Source organism: Methanothermobacter sp., from assembly GCF_030055425.1.
Taxonomy (GTDB): Archaea; Methanobacteriota; Methanobacteria; order Methanobacteriales; family Methanothermobacteraceae; genus Methanothermobacter.
Map to the genome: position 1 here is coordinate 1 of NZ_JASFYE010000006.1, position 14,987 is coordinate 14,987.

Sequence of the window (14,987 nt, forward strand, 5' to 3'; positions counted from 1 at the left end):
GCAATTCTTTATTGCGGCTCTCATGATCGTGATATGTTTTACCATGGTTATGAACCGGGTCAATCACCGCAAGCCTTAATGGTTAAGCTCATGAACCCGCGCCACTGGACAAACCATGGCACACCCAATACACAGACCCCCACCAAACACAAACAAAATCGAAAAAATTGCAAAACAGTAGTGTGGGGATAAAAGTCAGAAAGTACAGCAAAAACCATGATTAAGGATATAAAGCTTAAAACAAAAATCAGCCCGAAAAATCATTAAAGACGCCGGGGACGGGATTTGAACCCGCGAGATCCAAAGGATCATTGGCTTAGCAGGCCAACGCCGTACCAGACTGGGCCACCCCGGCCTTATTAAACCTATCTGTTTTCAGCATTATAAGTTTTTCGTTCATTAGATTTCTAAGTGGGTGGGCACGTTCAGGGGTTGACAGACCTTCCATCTACCGGTGATCCCGCTGACTGGCTCCACCCCGTTAATCCGCAAGCATCAGCTGTCCATGGTAGGGCTGCTCCTTTCCAGGCCTGACCCGTTCCCATGACTAAGATGGTTTACCCTGACCCTCCAGTCAGGGCCCCATCACCACTGATCCTGCGGGACGAGGCTTCGACACCAATCAGCAGGGCCGATAAACAGTCGATCAGCCGTCCCCTGAACTTCGACCGCGCCGTATAGGGGATTTGCGCTTACAGAGGACCCCTAACCCTCCGGTCTAGCCCATTGTATCCATTATACTAAGTAGTATTTTAATGTTTCTATGGACATATCACTGCCCTGGATCCCATTAATGGGATGCTATCGTCATTCCATTATACAGGGAAGCAGAGTGCACCGGTAAAGTTACTGGTAAACTAATTAAGGTAATATTCCATATTAATTCCATGGATGCGCTGATAGCAATGAGTCTCATTCTGAGCCTCTACATGGCCTTTAACATCGCTGCAAACGATATAGGTAACTCTGTGGGCACTGCTGTTGGTAGTGGTTCTCTCAGGATGAAAAAGGCCCTTTTACTGGGGGGATTTTTTGTATCAGTTGGGGCGCTGTTCCTTGGTGGAAGCGTCATTAGAACAATAAGTGAAGGGATAATCCCCCAGGGGTTCCTGAGCCCCAGAACAGCCCTTGTTATAACACTAACATCATCAATCTGGATAACATTCACAATTATAAAAAAGATCCCCATTTCAGGTTCCGATGCCATTGTAAGTTCAGTTATTGGTGCTGGGATAGCAAGTATTGGCATTCAGAACATGAGAACAGATGTTGTTGGCTTCATAGTGCTGAGCTGGATTATGTCACCTGTTGCAGGTTTTCTCACAGGATTTGTAATCTACAGATCCATCAGAAGGGTCTTAATAAAACCGCTTCAGGGTATGGGTATGCGAGACCGACTTGAAAAGGTATTTTCATATCTTCAGATACTGAGTTCCTCGTTTTCAGCCCTTAACCTTGGGGCTGTTGATATAGCAGTTGCAACAGGTGTTATATTTGCGACGGGTTATGATGGCGGATACTGGATCCGAATACTGGGGGCTCTTGGGCTTGCTTCAGGAATTCTGCTGGCTGGCAACAGGGTGACAGAAACAATTGGAAGAAGAATAACAGACCTCACACCAAGCAGGGGCTTTGCAGCCCAGCTATCAGCGGCAATTATCGTTTACCTCTTTCTGGGTTATGGTATGCCTGTATCGCCAACACAGACCCTTGTGGGATCGGTGATAGGTGTTGGGATTGCAAATGGGACATCAACAGTCGAGTATGACGTGATAAGGCACATAGCATACACCTGGATAGTTACGATACCCACATGCATCATCCTATCAGCTGCAATTTACATCATCACAGGCTTTATATGACCACACTAAAGGCTTTTGAGAGCCCTTATAATATCCCCATCGGCAATTATTCCAATCATCTTGCCATCAGACATGACAACAAGCTGATTTATTATTCCCTCATCCGATGAGTAGTCATTCATCTTCTCAATGGCGTCAGCAAGTGTCTCATCAGGGGCCACCGTGGCAACATCCCTCACCATGACCTCCCCGACTGTTGTACCAAGTTCATAGTTGTCAAGTATCAGGTTGTGGCCGAGGTCTGAGGCGGTCACAATTCCAACAAGTTTCCCCTCCTCAAGGACTGGAAGAGCACTTATCCTGTGTTTCATCAGTTTCTCAAATGCAAAAACCACATCTTCAGATGGTTCAACTGTTATAACATCCACTGTCATTACGTCCTTAACCTTAACTTCATTCAGTTTTTTCAGCACCTTTCTCTCCTCCCTTAACACTGGTTTTTGTCAGTGATTTTATAATTGAGTCTATGGTGGTTACAACATCTATATTCTCAATAACAGGCACATTGTGTTTCTTTGCCTGGCTTTCAATGTATCTGTGAATTCTTCTTATTGCCCAGAAGTAACTTATATACCTTTTAAGTGGTCTTCTGGCCCACATCTGTCTGCAACGTGAATAGAACCTTCCCTTATGGACGTTTTCGTCTGAAACCGTGAGGACAAACATTGCAACATTTTCCTTGTTTATGAGGTCGTCCCTTATAAAGCCGGGGACTATATGAACGCCCTCAATCACTATGCTTATACCCTCAGTGAGGGCCCTCTCAATTACAGCCTCCACGCCGATGCTCACAGTGTCCACGTGATCCCTGAATCCAATGAGGACCTCGTCAAGTTCAGGTGGTGGGGGTATTCTGAGGGACTGGTAGGCTGTGTAGCTTGATTCATAGATGGAAGGGAGAAGTTCTTTGGAGACTATTTTACGCATTACCTCCCTTATCATGTCGGTGCTTATCATGTTCCTTATGCCAAGGCGGTTTGCAACCTCAAAGGCAATTGATGACGTTCCAACCCCAGAGGCGCCCCCTATGAGTATTATCAGGGGCTCCTTGCACTGCCTTATTCGTCTCCAGAGCATGTACTTCTCTGCTACCTCAGGATCCTCCCTTTTCAGGTGCTCTGAGACCACATCAACGAGTTCCTCTATTGTTATGACATCAACCTTATTCTTTTTAAGGTGAGCCTCAATTCTTGAAGCAAATGTGTATGCCTTGTTGGGGTCCATCTCTGCCCTGGTCAGTGAACGTGCCAGAACGCCCTTGGAGAAGGGCTCCGTGTATTTTTTTCCACTTACTTCTCCCTGAACCATGATCATGGTCTCACCTCAAAAAGAACTTGTCATACTCTGAAATCCAGTTTTTATATATTTAACTGGATCTGAGATTTAAAATTTCAGCAGTTATGGATCCATCATCTTCAATTTCAATGAGGGCTGCCCTGCCATCTGAAAGCTGTCCCGGGTTGACCACTATGGTTTCACCTATACGGTCCACACCAGGGGACTCGTGGATGTGGCCACAGATGTTAAGGGATGGCTGGTGTCTTTCTATAACATCCCTCACACCCCTGCTTCCAACATTATCCCCGGAGGGAATTCTATCGAGTGATGTTCCATGTGGTGGTGCATGGGTTACAAGAATAAGATTCCCTTCGCCAGACTTTTCCATGAGGTCGTCCAGTTCAGCTTTTATCTCATCCTCATCCAGTTCAAGGGGTGTGTTGAATGGTGTTGGGTTTGAACCCCCAAGACCGCATATGGCAATATCCTTGATGTTAATGGATCTTCCATGTATATTCACGGCCTTTGAGTTTTCTATTTTAGCAACAGCCCCATGGGGATCGCAGTTTCCGGGTACGGCGACAACAGAGATGTTATGGGATGCCAGGTCATTCAGGAGCTCCTCAACGAGTTCCACAGGTCCGAAGTGTGTTATGTCACCTGCCACAACAATGAGGTCAACGCGGTTATCCATTATAAACCTGTGGAGTTCAGGTATGCTTGAACCATGAAGATCACTTACAGCGAGGATTTTCATGAAAAATCACACTCCACATTATTCCCTGAAGAAGGAGCCTATTTCCTTTAAACCCTTTTTTATGTCCTCTGAATCTCCATAAACGGCTAGAAGATCGTCCTCTTCAAATTCAATTATAAGGCTGTGGGTCTCAGCGATATCCTGAACCCTGTCCTCGGCTATTGGTTCCTTAAGGTGCACCCTTGCAGCTGCAAATCCAGGTGGGGCTCCAACAATAAACCTTGACTTTGTTTCAGGGGGTTTGTGAACCTCCTCACCCCTTGAGGCCCTCTTTAATTTTTCAATCCATTCGTCAGGGTAATCAGGGGCCACTGACTCTGCAAGTTCAAGGAGTTTCTCCTGGATTGAGTTGAGCATATCGTTTATTCTCTTAAGCTCCCTGATCATTTCAGGGTTCTCTGTATCTGATTTATAGAAGTTGATCGATGTCCTCACAAGCCTTATATCCTCTGTAATTTCCACCGGGACATCAACATCCTTCTTTCGAAGGTCTGTGAGGAGTTCAACAAGCACGAACCATGTCTGTTCAACAGGGAGTGTCATAGATGTCCTTCCAGAATTTTTAGGGTTGTGTGGTTTATCTTTGCACCTGCCTCTTCAAGTTCCTTTCGGATCTCCTCAACGTTACTGTAGGAGCTGAGGATGAGCACATGGTTGCTCTGTGTGCCCTGGATGGATAGTATGGCCACCTCGTCGTCATCAGATAACTCCTTCTTCTCAAGGCCTGCCTTGTAGTCCACAAAGGGTTTGAATTCTTCTGGAAGATCCTTCAATGTGAATATTCCCTTTAAAGTAGCTATAAACAAAAAAACACCTCACTTTGGGATTTTAAATCCCTGAAAAAATAATTAATTTGTGGTTTTAACCGCTTCCAGGTGCAAGGCGGTCGAGTTCCTCGAGCTTTTCAAGGCACTCGTCGACGCATACCTGGTGGGCGTCAACCACAAGGTCCTCTTTTGGAAGACCCATTGCAAGTCCAAGTAGCTGTGCGAGGTGAAGTACAGGAATGTCGAATTCCTCGCCGAACTTGTCCTTTATCTCCATCTGACCAACGTCAAACTGGAGGTGGCAGAATGGGCAGACGTTTACTATTGCGTCAACACCGGCTTCCTTCATGTTTGTGAGTTTTTCCCTTGTGAAGTCAAGTGCAACGTCCAGGTCCCTTGATCTCACTCCACCACCGGCACCGCAACACATCATCTTGTCCTTGTATTCAACGGATTTCGCACCGGTTACCTCAACAATTTCATCCAGTATTGTTGGCCTTTCAGGGTTGTCTATGTTTATCTCATCACTTGGTTTGAGGAAGTGGCAGCCGTAGTGCACTGCAACGTTGAGGTTGAGGGGCTTTTCAACTATTTCAGCCAGTTTGTCCAGACCAACCTCGTTGTAGAGGACCTCTGCAAAGTGTCTGACGTTGATTTCTCCCTTGTATTCCCTTCCGGCTTCTTTGAGGATTTCATTGATTTTTGCCTTCATCTCCTCGTCTTCCTTGAGGAGGTGGTTTGTCTCGAAGAGTGAACCGAAGCATCCGTTACATTCTGTCATGATGTCTGCGCCCATGTCCTCGGCGATTGTTATGTTCCTTGCTGCTATTGCGGCCCATGTTGTTTTATCGAATGAACCGAATACCCCTGGTGCTGGACAGCAGGATGCTCCTTCCATGTCCTTCAGTTCGATTCCGAGTTTATCGAATAGAACCCTTGTTGCTTTTTCAATTCCAGGGTACCTGTTGTTCATGATACATCCTAAAAAGTATGCGATTTCCATTTGCATGCCTCCTTATTCAAGTTCACCTGTTTCCCAGTTGTAGCCTATTAACTGGTCAAAGCCTGTTGCCTTGATGATTTTCTGAACCTCTTCAAGTGCTTCAGGGAACTGGTGGGTTGTTGGTGGTAGTTCTCCAAGGCCAACAGCCTTTCGAAGCTCCATTGTTGCGTCGTTGATTGGTACTCCGTGACCTGTTTTTATAACGAATGATCCAACTGCCTTGTGTGCTGGTGCCATGAATCCTGCTTTGGCTGCTTCGTTCCTTGCAAGTTTCACGACATCCACGATTCTGACCTTACGTGGGCACCTTTCCTGGCATGCGTAGCATGTTGTGCACATCCAGAGGGTTGGATCTGAGATTATTTCATCCTTTAATCCAACATTTGCCTTCCTTATTATCTGTCTTACCCTGTAAGGGGTTCTTCTTCCAGATGGGCAGGATCCTGTGCATGTACCGCACTGGAAACAGTATTCCAGACTGTCACCGCCTGCGGCCTTTATTTTTTCAGAGAATTCCTTGTCAATATTACCCTTTCTGATTATGTTTTCTTCTCTCTGCAGTAGGGTCATTATATCACTCCTTTCGCTTTTCTCCTCTTCCTCCTCTGATTCTCCTTCAGAATCAGAATCCTCCGAAGAGTCTTCATCCTCAACTACCCCCTCATCTTCATGGGAGGTTTCAGCAGTTTCTTCAGATTCATCCTCCTCAACATCTGCAGTCTCAGGTTCTTCAGCTGATGCTTCCTCAGAGGCCCCTTCAGGTTCTTCAACCTTTTGAGGTTCCTCTGATTTTTCTGTTTCTGCAGATACAGAGGGTTCATCTGAAGATTTTTCTTGAGGTTGAGGTTTTTCTTCCTGTTTAGTGGACTCGGTTGGGGTCTCTGTTTTCTCTGGCTCCTCTGTTTTACTGTCCTCTTCCTTCTTCTCACCCATCAACATTTCTTTTAGGCGTTTTAGAACTGACATTGTTTTTCACACCCTGAAAGATCCCTGGTTAGCAAACCTCAGATTTTTCTTATTAGACTGTGATTTTTATGGGTATATAAAGATTCCTAAAATTTGCCGATGTGTAACCTTTAAGGTGACACCTAATGTATCTCCTGATCCGTTAAGTAACTGAATGCGCCCTGAGCAATACTGTAATGGTTAAGTAATCATTGAATCCAAGTAAGTAACAGACGGTGTGCACAATGAGCAAGACTGGATACCAGATAAAATTACATGACGGACCCGCAAGGCTGGGTCTTCTCGGAGATTCTGAAACTCCCCTACTTGTTAAGTATGAAAAGATGGATATCGCCCCATATGAAACCATCCCGCACAATGTACCCCTGGAAATCGCAGAGTGGGGTGTCACTGAAACCCTTGAGATGGCCTCTGAATCTGATTCAGAATACGCATTCATACATGGATCCCGCTACACTGACCTCAGAGTAAGGTGCGCCCTTGAACTTGAGGAGATCGGTTTCAGGAAACTCATAGTGGCAAATATGGATGAACTGCTCCAGAGACCCATGGAGATGGTTCGGATTCTGACTGGAATACGTGAGGCCATAAAACCTGAGACCATGCTATGTTCAACATTCTCCCCTCCAGCCTTCATCCCCCTCCTCGCGTATATGGGTGTGGATGTGTTCTCAGATGCCGCTGCAGAGTTCTATGGTATGATCAATGTTCTGTTCACCGAAACCCATACCTATCCCCTGGACACATACCGGATCGGCAGTTACAGTACAGATGAACTGATTGAAAGGAACAGGCTGACACTGGATCTGGTGCTAAGGGAGGTCCGTGAACACATAAAGAACGGTACACTGAGAAACCTCGTCGAGGAGCGTGCCGCCTCCTCACCCCAGAACATGTCTGCACTCAGAACACTGGACCATGAAATGCAGGAATTCCTCCAGAAGTACACCCCCCTCTACTGATAGGGGTTTTCAGAGCCCGGGTACTGCTATTATAATATAATGGTAGGGTCCTGCATCCCCCACGGACTCCACAGTGAAAGCATGGCCTTCAAGAATCTCTATGACCTCATCCTCTGACAGCCTTAGATCCATGTGCGGTCCCGGGGTTCCCGCTACCTTTTTAAAATCAACCACAACCAGCCTTCCACTCTCTCTGAGAAGTCTTTTGACCTCGGCCATCAGTGGTTCAACCTCGCCGTTGACCACTATCCCATGGAAAACGTTGGCCATGAAGTAAACGTCAACTGTTCTATCAGGAACCGGCAATCTATGGGTTATATCGGCAACAAGAGGTAGTATGTTACTCCTTCTGCCTATTCTGGACCTCAGGATCTCAATCGATTCTGGGTATATATCAACCGCGATGACCCTTCCCTCATCACCAGCAGCGGATGCTGCTTCAAGTGAAATAAAGCCATCACCACAGCCAGCATCAAGAAATGTGTCCCCGGCCTTCAGTGGAAGCATCTCAATGAGCTTTTCAGCATCTATGAGGTCCCTTGTCGATTTACCGCAATCCTCATGGATCTTACGGGTCATTTTAACACTACATATATCTCTTTTTTATATGATAAAAATTTTCACGATCTCCCTTGTGGATCTTAACCCTTGATTTTGCAGTTCATTACAGTGCTTTAACCAACACATGATCAAACTGGATCGCCAATGAAGAGCATCATTAAAGTGCTTTAACTGATATACCGAAGTGACACGATGTTCAGATCCCGGAGGCACTTATAAATAGACGCCCGGAGAGAATTATTAAATGGTGTCTTAATATGATAGAAAAGATGGAGCTCACCATGACAAATGGCACGGTACACCACTTCAAGAGGGGGGAGTTTGGGGTGGAAAATATAAAGGTTGATAAGGAGAAGTGCTTTATACTGGTGAGCTTCTCTGAGAGGGAGTTCGGTAAAAGGGAGATAATAATACCCCTGCAGAACGTTGAAAAGTGCGAATACCTCCTAAGGTAATCAGATTATCCTTCCCTCCACAATGGAGCGGGGCGCGCCTGCAACCTCAACAAGGTACTCGGCCTCCATGAAGTGGAGTCCGGCGGGAACAATAAGGCAGTGAAGTGGATCCCCAAAGTCTTCCTTAAGAAGTGAGGATATTGCATCGGCCCTCACAAGGGGTCTTTCAGAACCTGCCCTTGCAATTACAACTGCCAGGGTTTTTTCATTGATTGTGTCATCACCAAGTTTCTCTGATGCCCGCAGCAGGTATTCAAGGCCCTCATTTGCAGTCATGTACCTCCTTTTATGGGCCTCTATATCAAGGAGCACCAGTGAATGGGAATCCCTCTCAAGATTATCCTTTATATTAACGTAGGGGGATGTTGGGAAGTAATTTTCTGATATGAAGGGTACTGTGATTATCCTCCCGAACTTGTAGGCCTGCAGCCCTGCAAGGCCCGGTGCAGCGGATATTATTGATGATGCATGAATGACCCTTGTCTCTATGCCCCTCCTCCTTGCGTCCAGGATCATTTCTGTATGGGTGGTTGCAACGAGGGGGTCCCCCGGGACAAGGAGTGCAACATCGGATTTTTCTGCCTCAACAAGTGGTATTCTTTCCTCCTCAATTTCCTCCCTGCGCAGTATAGTTATATCCTTACCTGTTAACTCCTCAATTGCAGATAAACTGGCCCCCTGAAGGATTGCGGTGTAGAATTCGGCGTATACCCTGCTGCAGGCCTTTAAGGCCTTCAGACCCTTAACTGATATATCATTCTCATCGTAAAGTCCAAGTCCAATTATGTAAAGCATCTCACACCCTCTCATAAATCATAACGTTATATAATGTTTCAGAAAAACCAGTATATAAGTGGCTTAAACTGTAAAGGAAGTTCACCATGAAGGGTTTAAAGGTTCCAAAGAAGAAGGCCAATGATATAATCAGGATTTTAACTGAGAGGTCTCTCCTTAACAGGGATTACAGGATAAAGAGGGATGAAAGCCATGTTTACATACCGGTGATCGACGCCGGGGTTGCAGGGGAATTTGATGATGTTGAGGTCATCGATGATGTTTTTGAGAGAGGTAAACGCTCCCCGAGAAGTTTTACTGATATGCTGAAATCCAGGATCCCTGAGGACGCACTTGCATCCATCAGACGGTCCTTTGATATAATAGGGGATACTGTTATCCTTGAAATACCTGAGGAGCTCCATGAGTACAGGCATGCAATAGGTGAGGCCGCCCTTAAATTCACTGGGCGGAGTGCCGTGTACATGAAGAGGAGTGGGGTGAAGGGTGTTACAAGGACCAGGGACCTTGAACTCATTGCAGGTTCTCAGGTATCTGAAACCGTCCATAGGGAGTACGGGAGCCGCATAAAGGTTGATATAAGGAGTGTTTACTTCAGCCCACGTCTTGCCAATGAGAGGGAGATTGTTGCCAGGCAGGTGAAGGAGGGGGAGGTTGTTCTTGACATGTTTGCAGGTGCCGGGCCCTTTGCAGTTGCAGTTGCAAGGCATGGAAAGGCATCCAGGATATACGCCGTTGACATAAACCCCGCTGCTGTCGGTTACATCAGAGAAAATGCCCATTTGAACCGGGCAGAGGATATCATAGTCCCTGTTGAGGGTGATGTGAGGGAGTTCCTGAAGGATAAGGAGTGCTTTGCAGACCATGTGATCATGAACCTCCCGGGAAGTGCCTGCGAATTTCTTGATGACGCCATCAGGGCTGTCAGGGATGGGGGAGTCATACACTACTATGAATTTTCAAGGGACTTCGAAACCCCTGTGAAACGCCTGATGGACGCCGCGGCACCCTTCAAAGTGGAGATACTGGATAGGAGAAGGGTGAAGTCAAGGAGTCCAGGTGTGTGGCATATTGGTATCGACGCAAGAATAAAAAAAGATGTGAGATCAGAACGATCCAGCATACCCCATAATCATAAAACAAATAGCTGAAATCACAGGGGATCCATTATACCCTCCTCTGTTATGATGCCTTCTATAAGATCAGAGGGTACTATGTCAAATGCCGGGTTGATGACCTCTGTATTTTCCGGGGCTATCCTGCAGCCGCCATAATATAGGACCTCCTCGGGACTTCTCTCCTCTATCTCAACATCATAAATTGAATTTTCCCTGTCAAAGGTGCTGAGGGGTGCTGCAACGTAAAAGGGTACATTGAACCGTTCTGCTGAGAGTGCAACCATGAGTGACCCTATCTTGTTTGCCACACCACCCTCTGCCACACGGTCAGCGCCTATTATAACCTTATCTATCATTCCCCTCTGCATTAGGTACCCTGCTGCAACGTCTGCTATCAGTTTAACGGGTATGCCCTCCTGCTGCATCTCCCAGACACTCAAACGGGCACCCTGTCCCACGGGCCTTGTCTCATCACATATAACCGTTATATTCTTTCCCTGATCCCTGGCGGCCCTCACAACACCCAGGGCCGTGCCGTAGTCAACACAGGCAAGGGCGCCTGCATTGCAGTGGGTTAAGATTGTATCGCCATCCTGGATTATGCTGGCCCCGTGAGCCCCTATGGCCCTGTTGGTCTTCATGTCCTCCCTGTAGATCTTCAGGGCCTCGTCAAGTGGGGACCTTGATTTCATTACACGGTCCACTGCCCAGAAAAGGTTCACTGCGGTTGGCCTTGATGACCTTATCTCCTCTGCAGCCCTTTCAGTGTCCTCTCCTGCAAGGTCGGCCAGGGCAACTCCAAATGCTGCTGTCACCCCAATGGCCGGGGCGCCCCTTACAACCATATTTTTTATTGCGTATATGACGTCCCGGTAGTTTTCACACTGAAAGTACTCCAGTGAATCGGGAAGTTTTCTCTGATCTATAAGGATGAGTCGGTTGTCCTTCCATTCCAGTGTCTTCATGGTTATCACGGGATTTCAGTAATGGCTCGCTGGTGTCATGTCAAGGTGCCTGTCAGCGCCCTTTTTACCTGGAATACCGTAGGCGTCTGCCCTGCACTGTGTGCAGGCCCTGAATACGGGTATTATCTTTTCAACCTCGTTCCTGACCCTCTCGATCTCCTCACAGGTTGGCCGTGGGTAGTCCTTCATCTCGCCCATCGGTATGAGTGGTATAACGTTCATGAGGGAGGCTCCCCTCTTTTTAACCTCCCTTGCAATGTCAACTATGTGTTCATCGTTGAGGCCAGGTATGAGTACACTGTTGACCTTAACAATTATCCCCTTCTCTGCAAGTTTCTCTATACCCTCAAGCTGATTCTTTGAGAGAACCTCAAAGGCCTCCCTTCCATGGTAGACCTTATCCTTGTAGATAACAAAGGAGTATATCTTCTCACCTATGTCAGGGTCAATGGCGTTCACGGTTACTGTGACGGTGTTAACACCAATCTCTGCCAGTTCATCAGCCTTATCTGGAAGGAGCAGACCATTGGTGCTGAGGCATTTTAGAAGGTCCGGAAACTTCTTGCTGGCCTTTTTGAAGAACTCGAAGGTCTCCTCATTTGCAAGGGCATCGCCGGGTCCTGCGACCCCTATTACACTTATGGGCATCTCGTCCTTAACCTTCTCAACGTGCTTTACTGCATCATCAGCGGTCATGATCCTTGCAGTGACCCCTGGCCGGTTTTCGCATTCACTTATATCCCTTGTGCAGAACTTGCAGTGGATATTGCAGCGGGGTGCGATGGGCAGGTGGATCCTTCCAACCCTGTCGTGCAGTTTCTCATTGAAGCAGGGGTGGGCCTTTGTTATGTGGGCAAAGCGTGTCTGTCTCTGTTCAGGCATGTTTTCACCTCATATCGTCTATTATCTCCCTGGCCTTTAAAATCCATTCATCCCTTAGCACCTCATCGGTACATACAAGGGCTATTATGTTATCCTCTGAAAGGTCCCTTATAACCCGAAATCCCTCGGGTATTATACGGAATATTGCATCGTATACCCTCTTCCTGAGGTTCATTGATGGGTCGTGGACCGTCATTTCGCTGATATCCGAGATGGGGTCCTCAACCACCACCTCAAATCGGGATGGCTGCCGTACCCTGCCACGTCCCTGTGTCTCCCAGAGCCTTTCAAGTAGCTGTGGAAGGTACGTTTCGTCCCTTATCCTCAGGTGGACTGCTCCTGTGGCCTTATCAACCTCCATCTCAGCCATGTCCTCAAGGTAAATCGGCTCAGAGGTCCTCTGTGTCTTAACAGCTATGATGAAGACCGGCTCCCGGGGATCAACCCATATTTTCAGGTCATCCACGGCCCTTGCAAGCTGGAGATTCTGGAGAACCTGGCGGGCTATTATCTCATAGACCTCTGCACCCCTGGGGTCGTAGCACTCAACATTTATCCCCATTTTAACCCTCACTGACGTCTTTCATTCCGGAAACAAGGAGGGCCGCTCCAACCGCACCTATATGCTGTGAATATGGGGGTACGATAACATCGATACCGCCCAGGATATCACTTACCGCCTTAACAAGGCCCTCTATAAGGGATGTTCCACCCACCTGTATGAGGGGTTCCCTCACATCTATCTCCTGGAGCTGCTGCTCATATACCTGTTCGGCCACCGAGTGGCATGCTGCGGCTGCTGCGTCCTCCCTTGAAACTCCCGCTGCAAGTGCGGTTACAAGGTCCTGTATACCAAAGACTATGCAGTAACTGTTGAGCATCGCCTTCCGGTAGTCCCCCTTCAGTGCAAGGCTTCCAAGTTCATCTATCTCCACTCCAAGCCTCCTGGCTGTTATCTCCAGGAAACGCCCTGATGCACCGGCGCAGATACCCCCCATGGTGAAGTTGTCGGGTATGCCATCGTTGACGGTTATGACCTTGTTGTCCATACCACCTATATCAAGTACCGTTGCCTCCCCCTTCTGGTGGTCTGCAAGGAACACTGCACCCTTGGAGTTCACACTGAGCTCCTCCTGTATGAGGTCGGCCCCGTAATGTTTCCCTATGGTTAACCTGCCGTAACCCGTAACTCCTATCCCATCAAGGTCCTTCAGCGTGTAACCTGTACCTGCGAGGGCCTCCTCTATGCCCTTCTCTGCTGAGCCAAGGACATCTGTTGTGGGAAGCCATCCAGTCCCTATGACCTCGTTATCCTCCATCAACACTACCTTGGTGGTTGTTGAACCTGAATCGATTCCAAGGGTTAGGCCCTCCTGTTTCTCCCTTGCAAGTATGCTCTTCCTTGCCACTATTGTTGAGAGCGCCTCCATACGTATGAAGAGCTCATCCGCCTTTGTTCTCTCTGTGAATGAGTAGGTTACAACTGGAAGCCTTGTGTTCTGCTGTATGAACCTCCTTATCTCATTCCTTACAAGGGCCCCCTCTGCACACCTGAAGCAGGTTGCTATGAAAACCGCGTCGGCATCTGTTTTGCCCTCAACGATTGACATTGCCCTTGCTATCATGAGTTTTATGCTTGAACTGGCACAGTTGAACCCAAATTTTTCATAGGCCTCGTCTATGTAGTCAAGGTCGGCCTCGGGGATCACTATTTCGGCCCCGAAAGTCCTCGCTGCCTTTTCAATTTCCTTCTGAACACCGCTGTAGTCGGTTCCGCATGAAATCTGGGCTATTTTAACCATTTTGAGCCTCCAGTTCGTCCAGGAATTTGTTTATCCTGTTAACCACATCTATTGTCTCTTCCCTTGTTGTGGGGTATTTCAGTTCAAGTGTGGGTATGCCCTTCTTTCTGAGCTGGAATACGCAGAGTTCATTGGTCCTTGCGCATCCTATGCATCCAAAACCAAATGGGGCCTCCTCCATTATTATGGCGGCATCTGCCTCCTCTATGAGGGGCCCGAGGATTGCCATTCTCCCCCTCACACCTGAGGGAACCTCTATTGCCGCGTACTTCAGACCTTTTATCGGGTCCTCCTCGGTTATGTTGAAGGGTGGTGAATCGATTTCTGGGTCTGTAACCTTCTGTCTGATTTCTTTCTGGATTACAAGGGGCTCATGTCCCCTTCTTTCAACAAGATCTGCGAGTATAAGTGAATTTGGTGGAAATATCGCTATCTTCAATAGAATTCCCCCCTGTCTCCCTCCTGGGGTCTTCTGGCTATTTCAACCATGTCTGTGAAGAGGCCCTTTGTGGCATCAACGATTCCCACTGCACAGAGAACCTCGCCCTTCTCCTTCAGGGGTACCACGACCACGGGTATCCCCTTGTAGGGTCCCCTCTCAGGTGTCTCCCTTGCTATCTCACCTGATTCAAGGACCTTTTCCAGTACCGGTCCGGTGTAGCTGTCATCGATCACCTTCCCGTCCTCTATTCGAAGACCCTTTGCTTCCCGGCTCCTTATTGTGAGGGGAAGACGACTTACAAGTTCATGTATACACATTCCAAGTTCCTTGAGTTCCTCTCCAGTGGATGATGAAGTTATTTTCATTTCAATC

The 14,987-nt window shown here is 47.5% G+C and carries 19 protein-coding genes, 1 tRNA gene and 1 other RNA gene; 4 read left to right on the top strand and 17 right to left on the bottom strand.

From position 1 onward, the window contains the following. Positions 1 to 270: 270 nt before the first annotated feature. A tRNA-Ser gene (locus QFX39_RS06440) sits at positions 271 to 355 on the bottom strand. A gap of 58 nt (positions 356 to 413) precedes the next feature. Then, positions 414 to 729, bottom strand: an RNA gene (gene ffs, locus QFX39_RS06445) — signal recognition particle sRNA. 158 nt (positions 730 to 887) lie between these two features. Between ffs and QFX39_RS06450 the strand changes: the two genes are divergently transcribed. Further along, positions 888 to 1,862, top strand: coding sequence for an anion permease (locus QFX39_RS06450; RefSeq protein WP_300478483.1), 975 nt, complete (start codon positions 888 to 890; stop codon positions 1,860 to 1,862). A gap of 5 nt (positions 1,863 to 1,867) precedes the next feature. Here QFX39_RS06450 and QFX39_RS06455 read toward each other — a convergent pair whose 3' ends face one another. From QFX39_RS06455 to hdrC, 7 genes are read right to left on the bottom strand one after another with little or no spacing between them, the layout of a single operon-like run. After that, on the bottom strand, positions 1,868 to 2,236 hold the full coding sequence (locus QFX39_RS06455) for a CBS domain-containing protein (RefSeq protein WP_300478795.1): 369 nt from the start codon (positions 2,234 to 2,236) through the stop codon (positions 1,868 to 1,870). A 19-nt stretch (positions 2,237 to 2,255) separates the two neighbouring features. Then, the gene (locus tag QFX39_RS06460) at positions 2,256 to 3,176 is read right to left on the bottom strand and encodes a 2-phosphoglycerate kinase (RefSeq protein ID WP_300478486.1); all 921 of its coding nucleotides are present in this window, start codon (positions 3,174 to 3,176) and stop codon (positions 2,256 to 2,258) included. 52 nt (positions 3,177 to 3,228) lie between these two features. After that, positions 3,229 to 3,897, bottom strand: a complete 669-nt coding sequence (locus QFX39_RS06465; RefSeq protein WP_300478489.1) for a metallophosphoesterase — start codon at positions 3,895 to 3,897, stop codon at positions 3,229 to 3,231. 18 nt (positions 3,898 to 3,915) lie between these two features. Then, a complete protein-coding gene (locus QFX39_RS06470; RefSeq protein WP_300478492.1) occupies positions 3,916 to 4,440 on the bottom strand; it encodes a DUF2096 domain-containing protein in 525 nt (174 codons plus the stop codon). Beyond that, the gene (locus tag QFX39_RS06475) at positions 4,437 to 4,703 is read right to left on the bottom strand and encodes a DUF749 domain-containing protein (protein ID WP_013295278.1); all 267 of its coding nucleotides are present in this window, start codon (positions 4,701 to 4,703) and stop codon (positions 4,437 to 4,439) included. The genes QFX39_RS06470 and QFX39_RS06475 overlap by 4 nt, the downstream gene beginning before the upstream one ends. A gap of 55 nt (positions 4,704 to 4,758) precedes the next feature. Next, positions 4,759 to 5,667, bottom strand: a complete 909-nt coding sequence (gene hdrB, locus QFX39_RS06480) for a CoB--CoM heterodisulfide reductase subunit B (RefSeq protein ID WP_237780442.1) — start codon at positions 5,665 to 5,667, stop codon at positions 4,759 to 4,761. Between the two features lie 12 nt (positions 5,668 to 5,679). Next, positions 5,680 to 6,633, bottom strand: coding sequence for a CoB--CoM heterodisulfide reductase subunit C (hdrC, locus tag QFX39_RS06485; protein WP_300478499.1), 954 nt, complete (start codon positions 6,631 to 6,633; stop codon positions 5,680 to 5,682). A 224-nt stretch (positions 6,634 to 6,857) separates the two neighbouring features. On the opposite strand from hdrC, the gene QFX39_RS06490 reads away from it, so the two are divergent. After that, a complete protein-coding gene (locus QFX39_RS06490; RefSeq protein WP_300478502.1) occupies positions 6,858 to 7,595 on the top strand; it encodes an archaeosine tRNA-ribosyltransferase in 738 nt (245 codons plus the stop codon). A gap of 9 nt (positions 7,596 to 7,604) precedes the next feature. Here the strand turns inward: QFX39_RS06490 and QFX39_RS06495 are convergent, their stop codons facing one another. After that, a complete protein-coding gene (locus QFX39_RS06495) occupies positions 7,605 to 8,174 on the bottom strand; it encodes a class I SAM-dependent methyltransferase (protein WP_300478504.1) in 570 nt (189 codons plus the stop codon). Between the two features lie 239 nt (positions 8,175 to 8,413). Here QFX39_RS06495 and QFX39_RS06500 point away from each other — a divergent pair, with 239 nt between their 5' ends. Further along, complete coding sequence (locus QFX39_RS06500) at positions 8,414 to 8,611, top strand: hypothetical protein (RefSeq protein WP_013295273.1); 198 nt, start codon at positions 8,414 to 8,416, stop codon at positions 8,609 to 8,611. Here QFX39_RS06500 and dph5 read toward each other — a convergent pair whose 3' ends face one another. Next, a complete protein-coding gene (dph5, locus tag QFX39_RS06505; protein ID WP_300478509.1) occupies positions 8,612 to 9,406 on the bottom strand; it encodes a diphthine synthase in 795 nt (264 codons plus the stop codon). 86 nt (positions 9,407 to 9,492) lie between these two features. Between dph5 and QFX39_RS06510 the strand changes: the two genes are divergently transcribed. Continuing rightward, the gene (locus tag QFX39_RS06510; protein WP_300478512.1) at positions 9,493 to 10,557 is read left to right on the top strand and encodes a class I SAM-dependent methyltransferase family protein; all 1,065 of its coding nucleotides are present in this window, start codon (positions 9,493 to 9,495) and stop codon (positions 10,555 to 10,557) included. Between the two features lie 2 nt (positions 10,558 to 10,559). Here QFX39_RS06510 and mtnA read toward each other — a convergent pair whose 3' ends face one another. From mtnA to QFX39_RS06540, 6 genes are read right to left on the bottom strand one after another with little or no spacing between them, the layout of a single operon-like run. Next, a complete protein-coding gene (gene mtnA / locus QFX39_RS06515) occupies positions 10,560 to 11,489 on the bottom strand; it encodes an S-methyl-5-thioribose-1-phosphate isomerase (RefSeq protein WP_300478515.1) in 930 nt (309 codons plus the stop codon). Positions 11,490 to 11,504: 15 nt separating this feature from the next. Further along, positions 11,505 to 12,371, bottom strand: coding sequence for a FeMo cofactor biosynthesis protein NifB (nifB, locus tag QFX39_RS06520; RefSeq protein ID WP_300478518.1), 867 nt, complete (start codon positions 12,369 to 12,371; stop codon positions 11,505 to 11,507). Positions 12,372 to 12,375: 4 nt separating this feature from the next. After that, on the bottom strand, positions 12,376 to 12,933 hold the full coding sequence (locus QFX39_RS06525) for a methanogenesis marker 17 protein (RefSeq protein WP_300478521.1): 558 nt from the start codon (positions 12,931 to 12,933) through the stop codon (positions 12,376 to 12,378). 1 nt (position 12,934) lies between these two features. After that, on the bottom strand, positions 12,935 to 14,173 hold the full coding sequence (locus QFX39_RS06530; RefSeq protein ID WP_300478524.1) for a methanogenesis marker 15 protein: 1,239 nt from the start codon (positions 14,171 to 14,173) through the stop codon (positions 12,935 to 12,937). Next, positions 14,166 to 14,612, bottom strand: a complete 447-nt coding sequence (locus QFX39_RS06535) for a methanogenesis marker 5 protein (RefSeq protein ID WP_300478526.1) — start codon at positions 14,610 to 14,612, stop codon at positions 14,166 to 14,168. The genes QFX39_RS06530 and QFX39_RS06535 overlap by 8 nt, the downstream gene beginning before the upstream one ends. After that, the gene (locus tag QFX39_RS06540) at positions 14,609 to 14,980 is read right to left on the bottom strand and encodes a DUF2111 domain-containing protein (RefSeq protein ID WP_013295265.1); all 372 of its coding nucleotides are present in this window, start codon (positions 14,978 to 14,980) and stop codon (positions 14,609 to 14,611) included. Before QFX39_RS06540 ends, QFX39_RS06535 begins: the two co-directional genes overlap by 4 nt. Between the last annotated feature and the right edge of the window lie 7 nt (positions 14,981 to 14,987).

Excerpts from the sequence above, each read along its gene's own strand:
- QFX39_RS06495 (WP_300478504.1), bottom strand. The coding sequence starts at position 8,174 with ATGACCCGTAAGATCCATGAGGATTGCGGTAAATCGACAAGGGACCTC.
- QFX39_RS06460 (WP_300478486.1), bottom strand. The coding sequence starts at position 3,176 with ATGATCATGGTTCAGGGAGAAGTAAGTGGAAAAAAATACACGGAGCCC.
- QFX39_RS06465 (WP_300478489.1), bottom strand. The coding sequence starts at position 3,897 with ATGAAAATCCTCGCTGTAAGTGATCTTCATGGTTCAAGCATACCTGAA.
- dph5 (WP_300478509.1), bottom strand. The coding sequence starts at position 9,406 with ATGCTTTACATAATTGGACTTGGACTTTACGATGAGAATGATATATCA.
- QFX39_RS06455 (WP_300478795.1), bottom strand. The coding sequence starts at position 2,236 with ATGACAGTGGATGTTATAACAGTTGAACCATCTGAAGATGTGGTTTTT.
- QFX39_RS06540 (WP_013295265.1), bottom strand. The coding sequence starts at position 14,980 with ATGAAAATAACTTCATCATCCACTGGAGAGGAACTCAAGGAACTTGGA.
- QFX39_RS06490 (WP_300478502.1), top strand. The coding sequence starts at position 6,858 with ATGAGCAAGACTGGATACCAGATAAAATTACATGACGGACCCGCAAGG.
- QFX39_RS06500 (WP_013295273.1), top strand. The coding sequence starts at position 8,414 with ATGATAGAAAAGATGGAGCTCACCATGACAAATGGCACGGTACACCAC.
- QFX39_RS06525 (WP_300478521.1), bottom strand. The coding sequence starts at position 12,933 with ATGGGGATAAATGTTGAGTGCTACGACCCCAGGGGTGCAGAGGTCTAT.
- QFX39_RS06510 (WP_300478512.1), top strand. The coding sequence starts at position 9,493 with ATGAAGGGTTTAAAGGTTCCAAAGAAGAAGGCCAATGATATAATCAGG.
- hdrC (WP_300478499.1), bottom strand. The coding sequence starts at position 6,633 with ATGTCAGTTCTAAAACGCCTAAAAGAAATGTTGATGGGTGAGAAGAAG.
- hdrB (WP_237780442.1), bottom strand. The coding sequence starts at position 5,667 with ATGGAAATCGCATACTTTTTAGGATGTATCATGAACAACAGGTACCCT.
- QFX39_RS06450 (WP_300478483.1), top strand. The coding sequence starts at position 888 with ATGGATGCGCTGATAGCAATGAGTCTCATTCTGAGCCTCTACATGGCC.
- QFX39_RS06530 (WP_300478524.1), bottom strand. The coding sequence starts at position 14,173 with ATGGTTAAAATAGCCCAGATTTCATGCGGAACCGACTACAGCGGTGTT.
- QFX39_RS06470 (WP_300478492.1), bottom strand. The coding sequence starts at position 4,440 with ATGACACTCCCTGTTGAACAGACATGGTTCGTGCTTGTTGAACTCCTC.
- nifB (WP_300478518.1), bottom strand. The coding sequence starts at position 12,371 with ATGCCTGAACAGAGACAGACACGCTTTGCCCACATAACAAAGGCCCAC.
- mtnA (WP_300478515.1), bottom strand. The coding sequence starts at position 11,489 with ATGAAGACACTGGAATGGAAGGACAACCGACTCATCCTTATAGATCAG.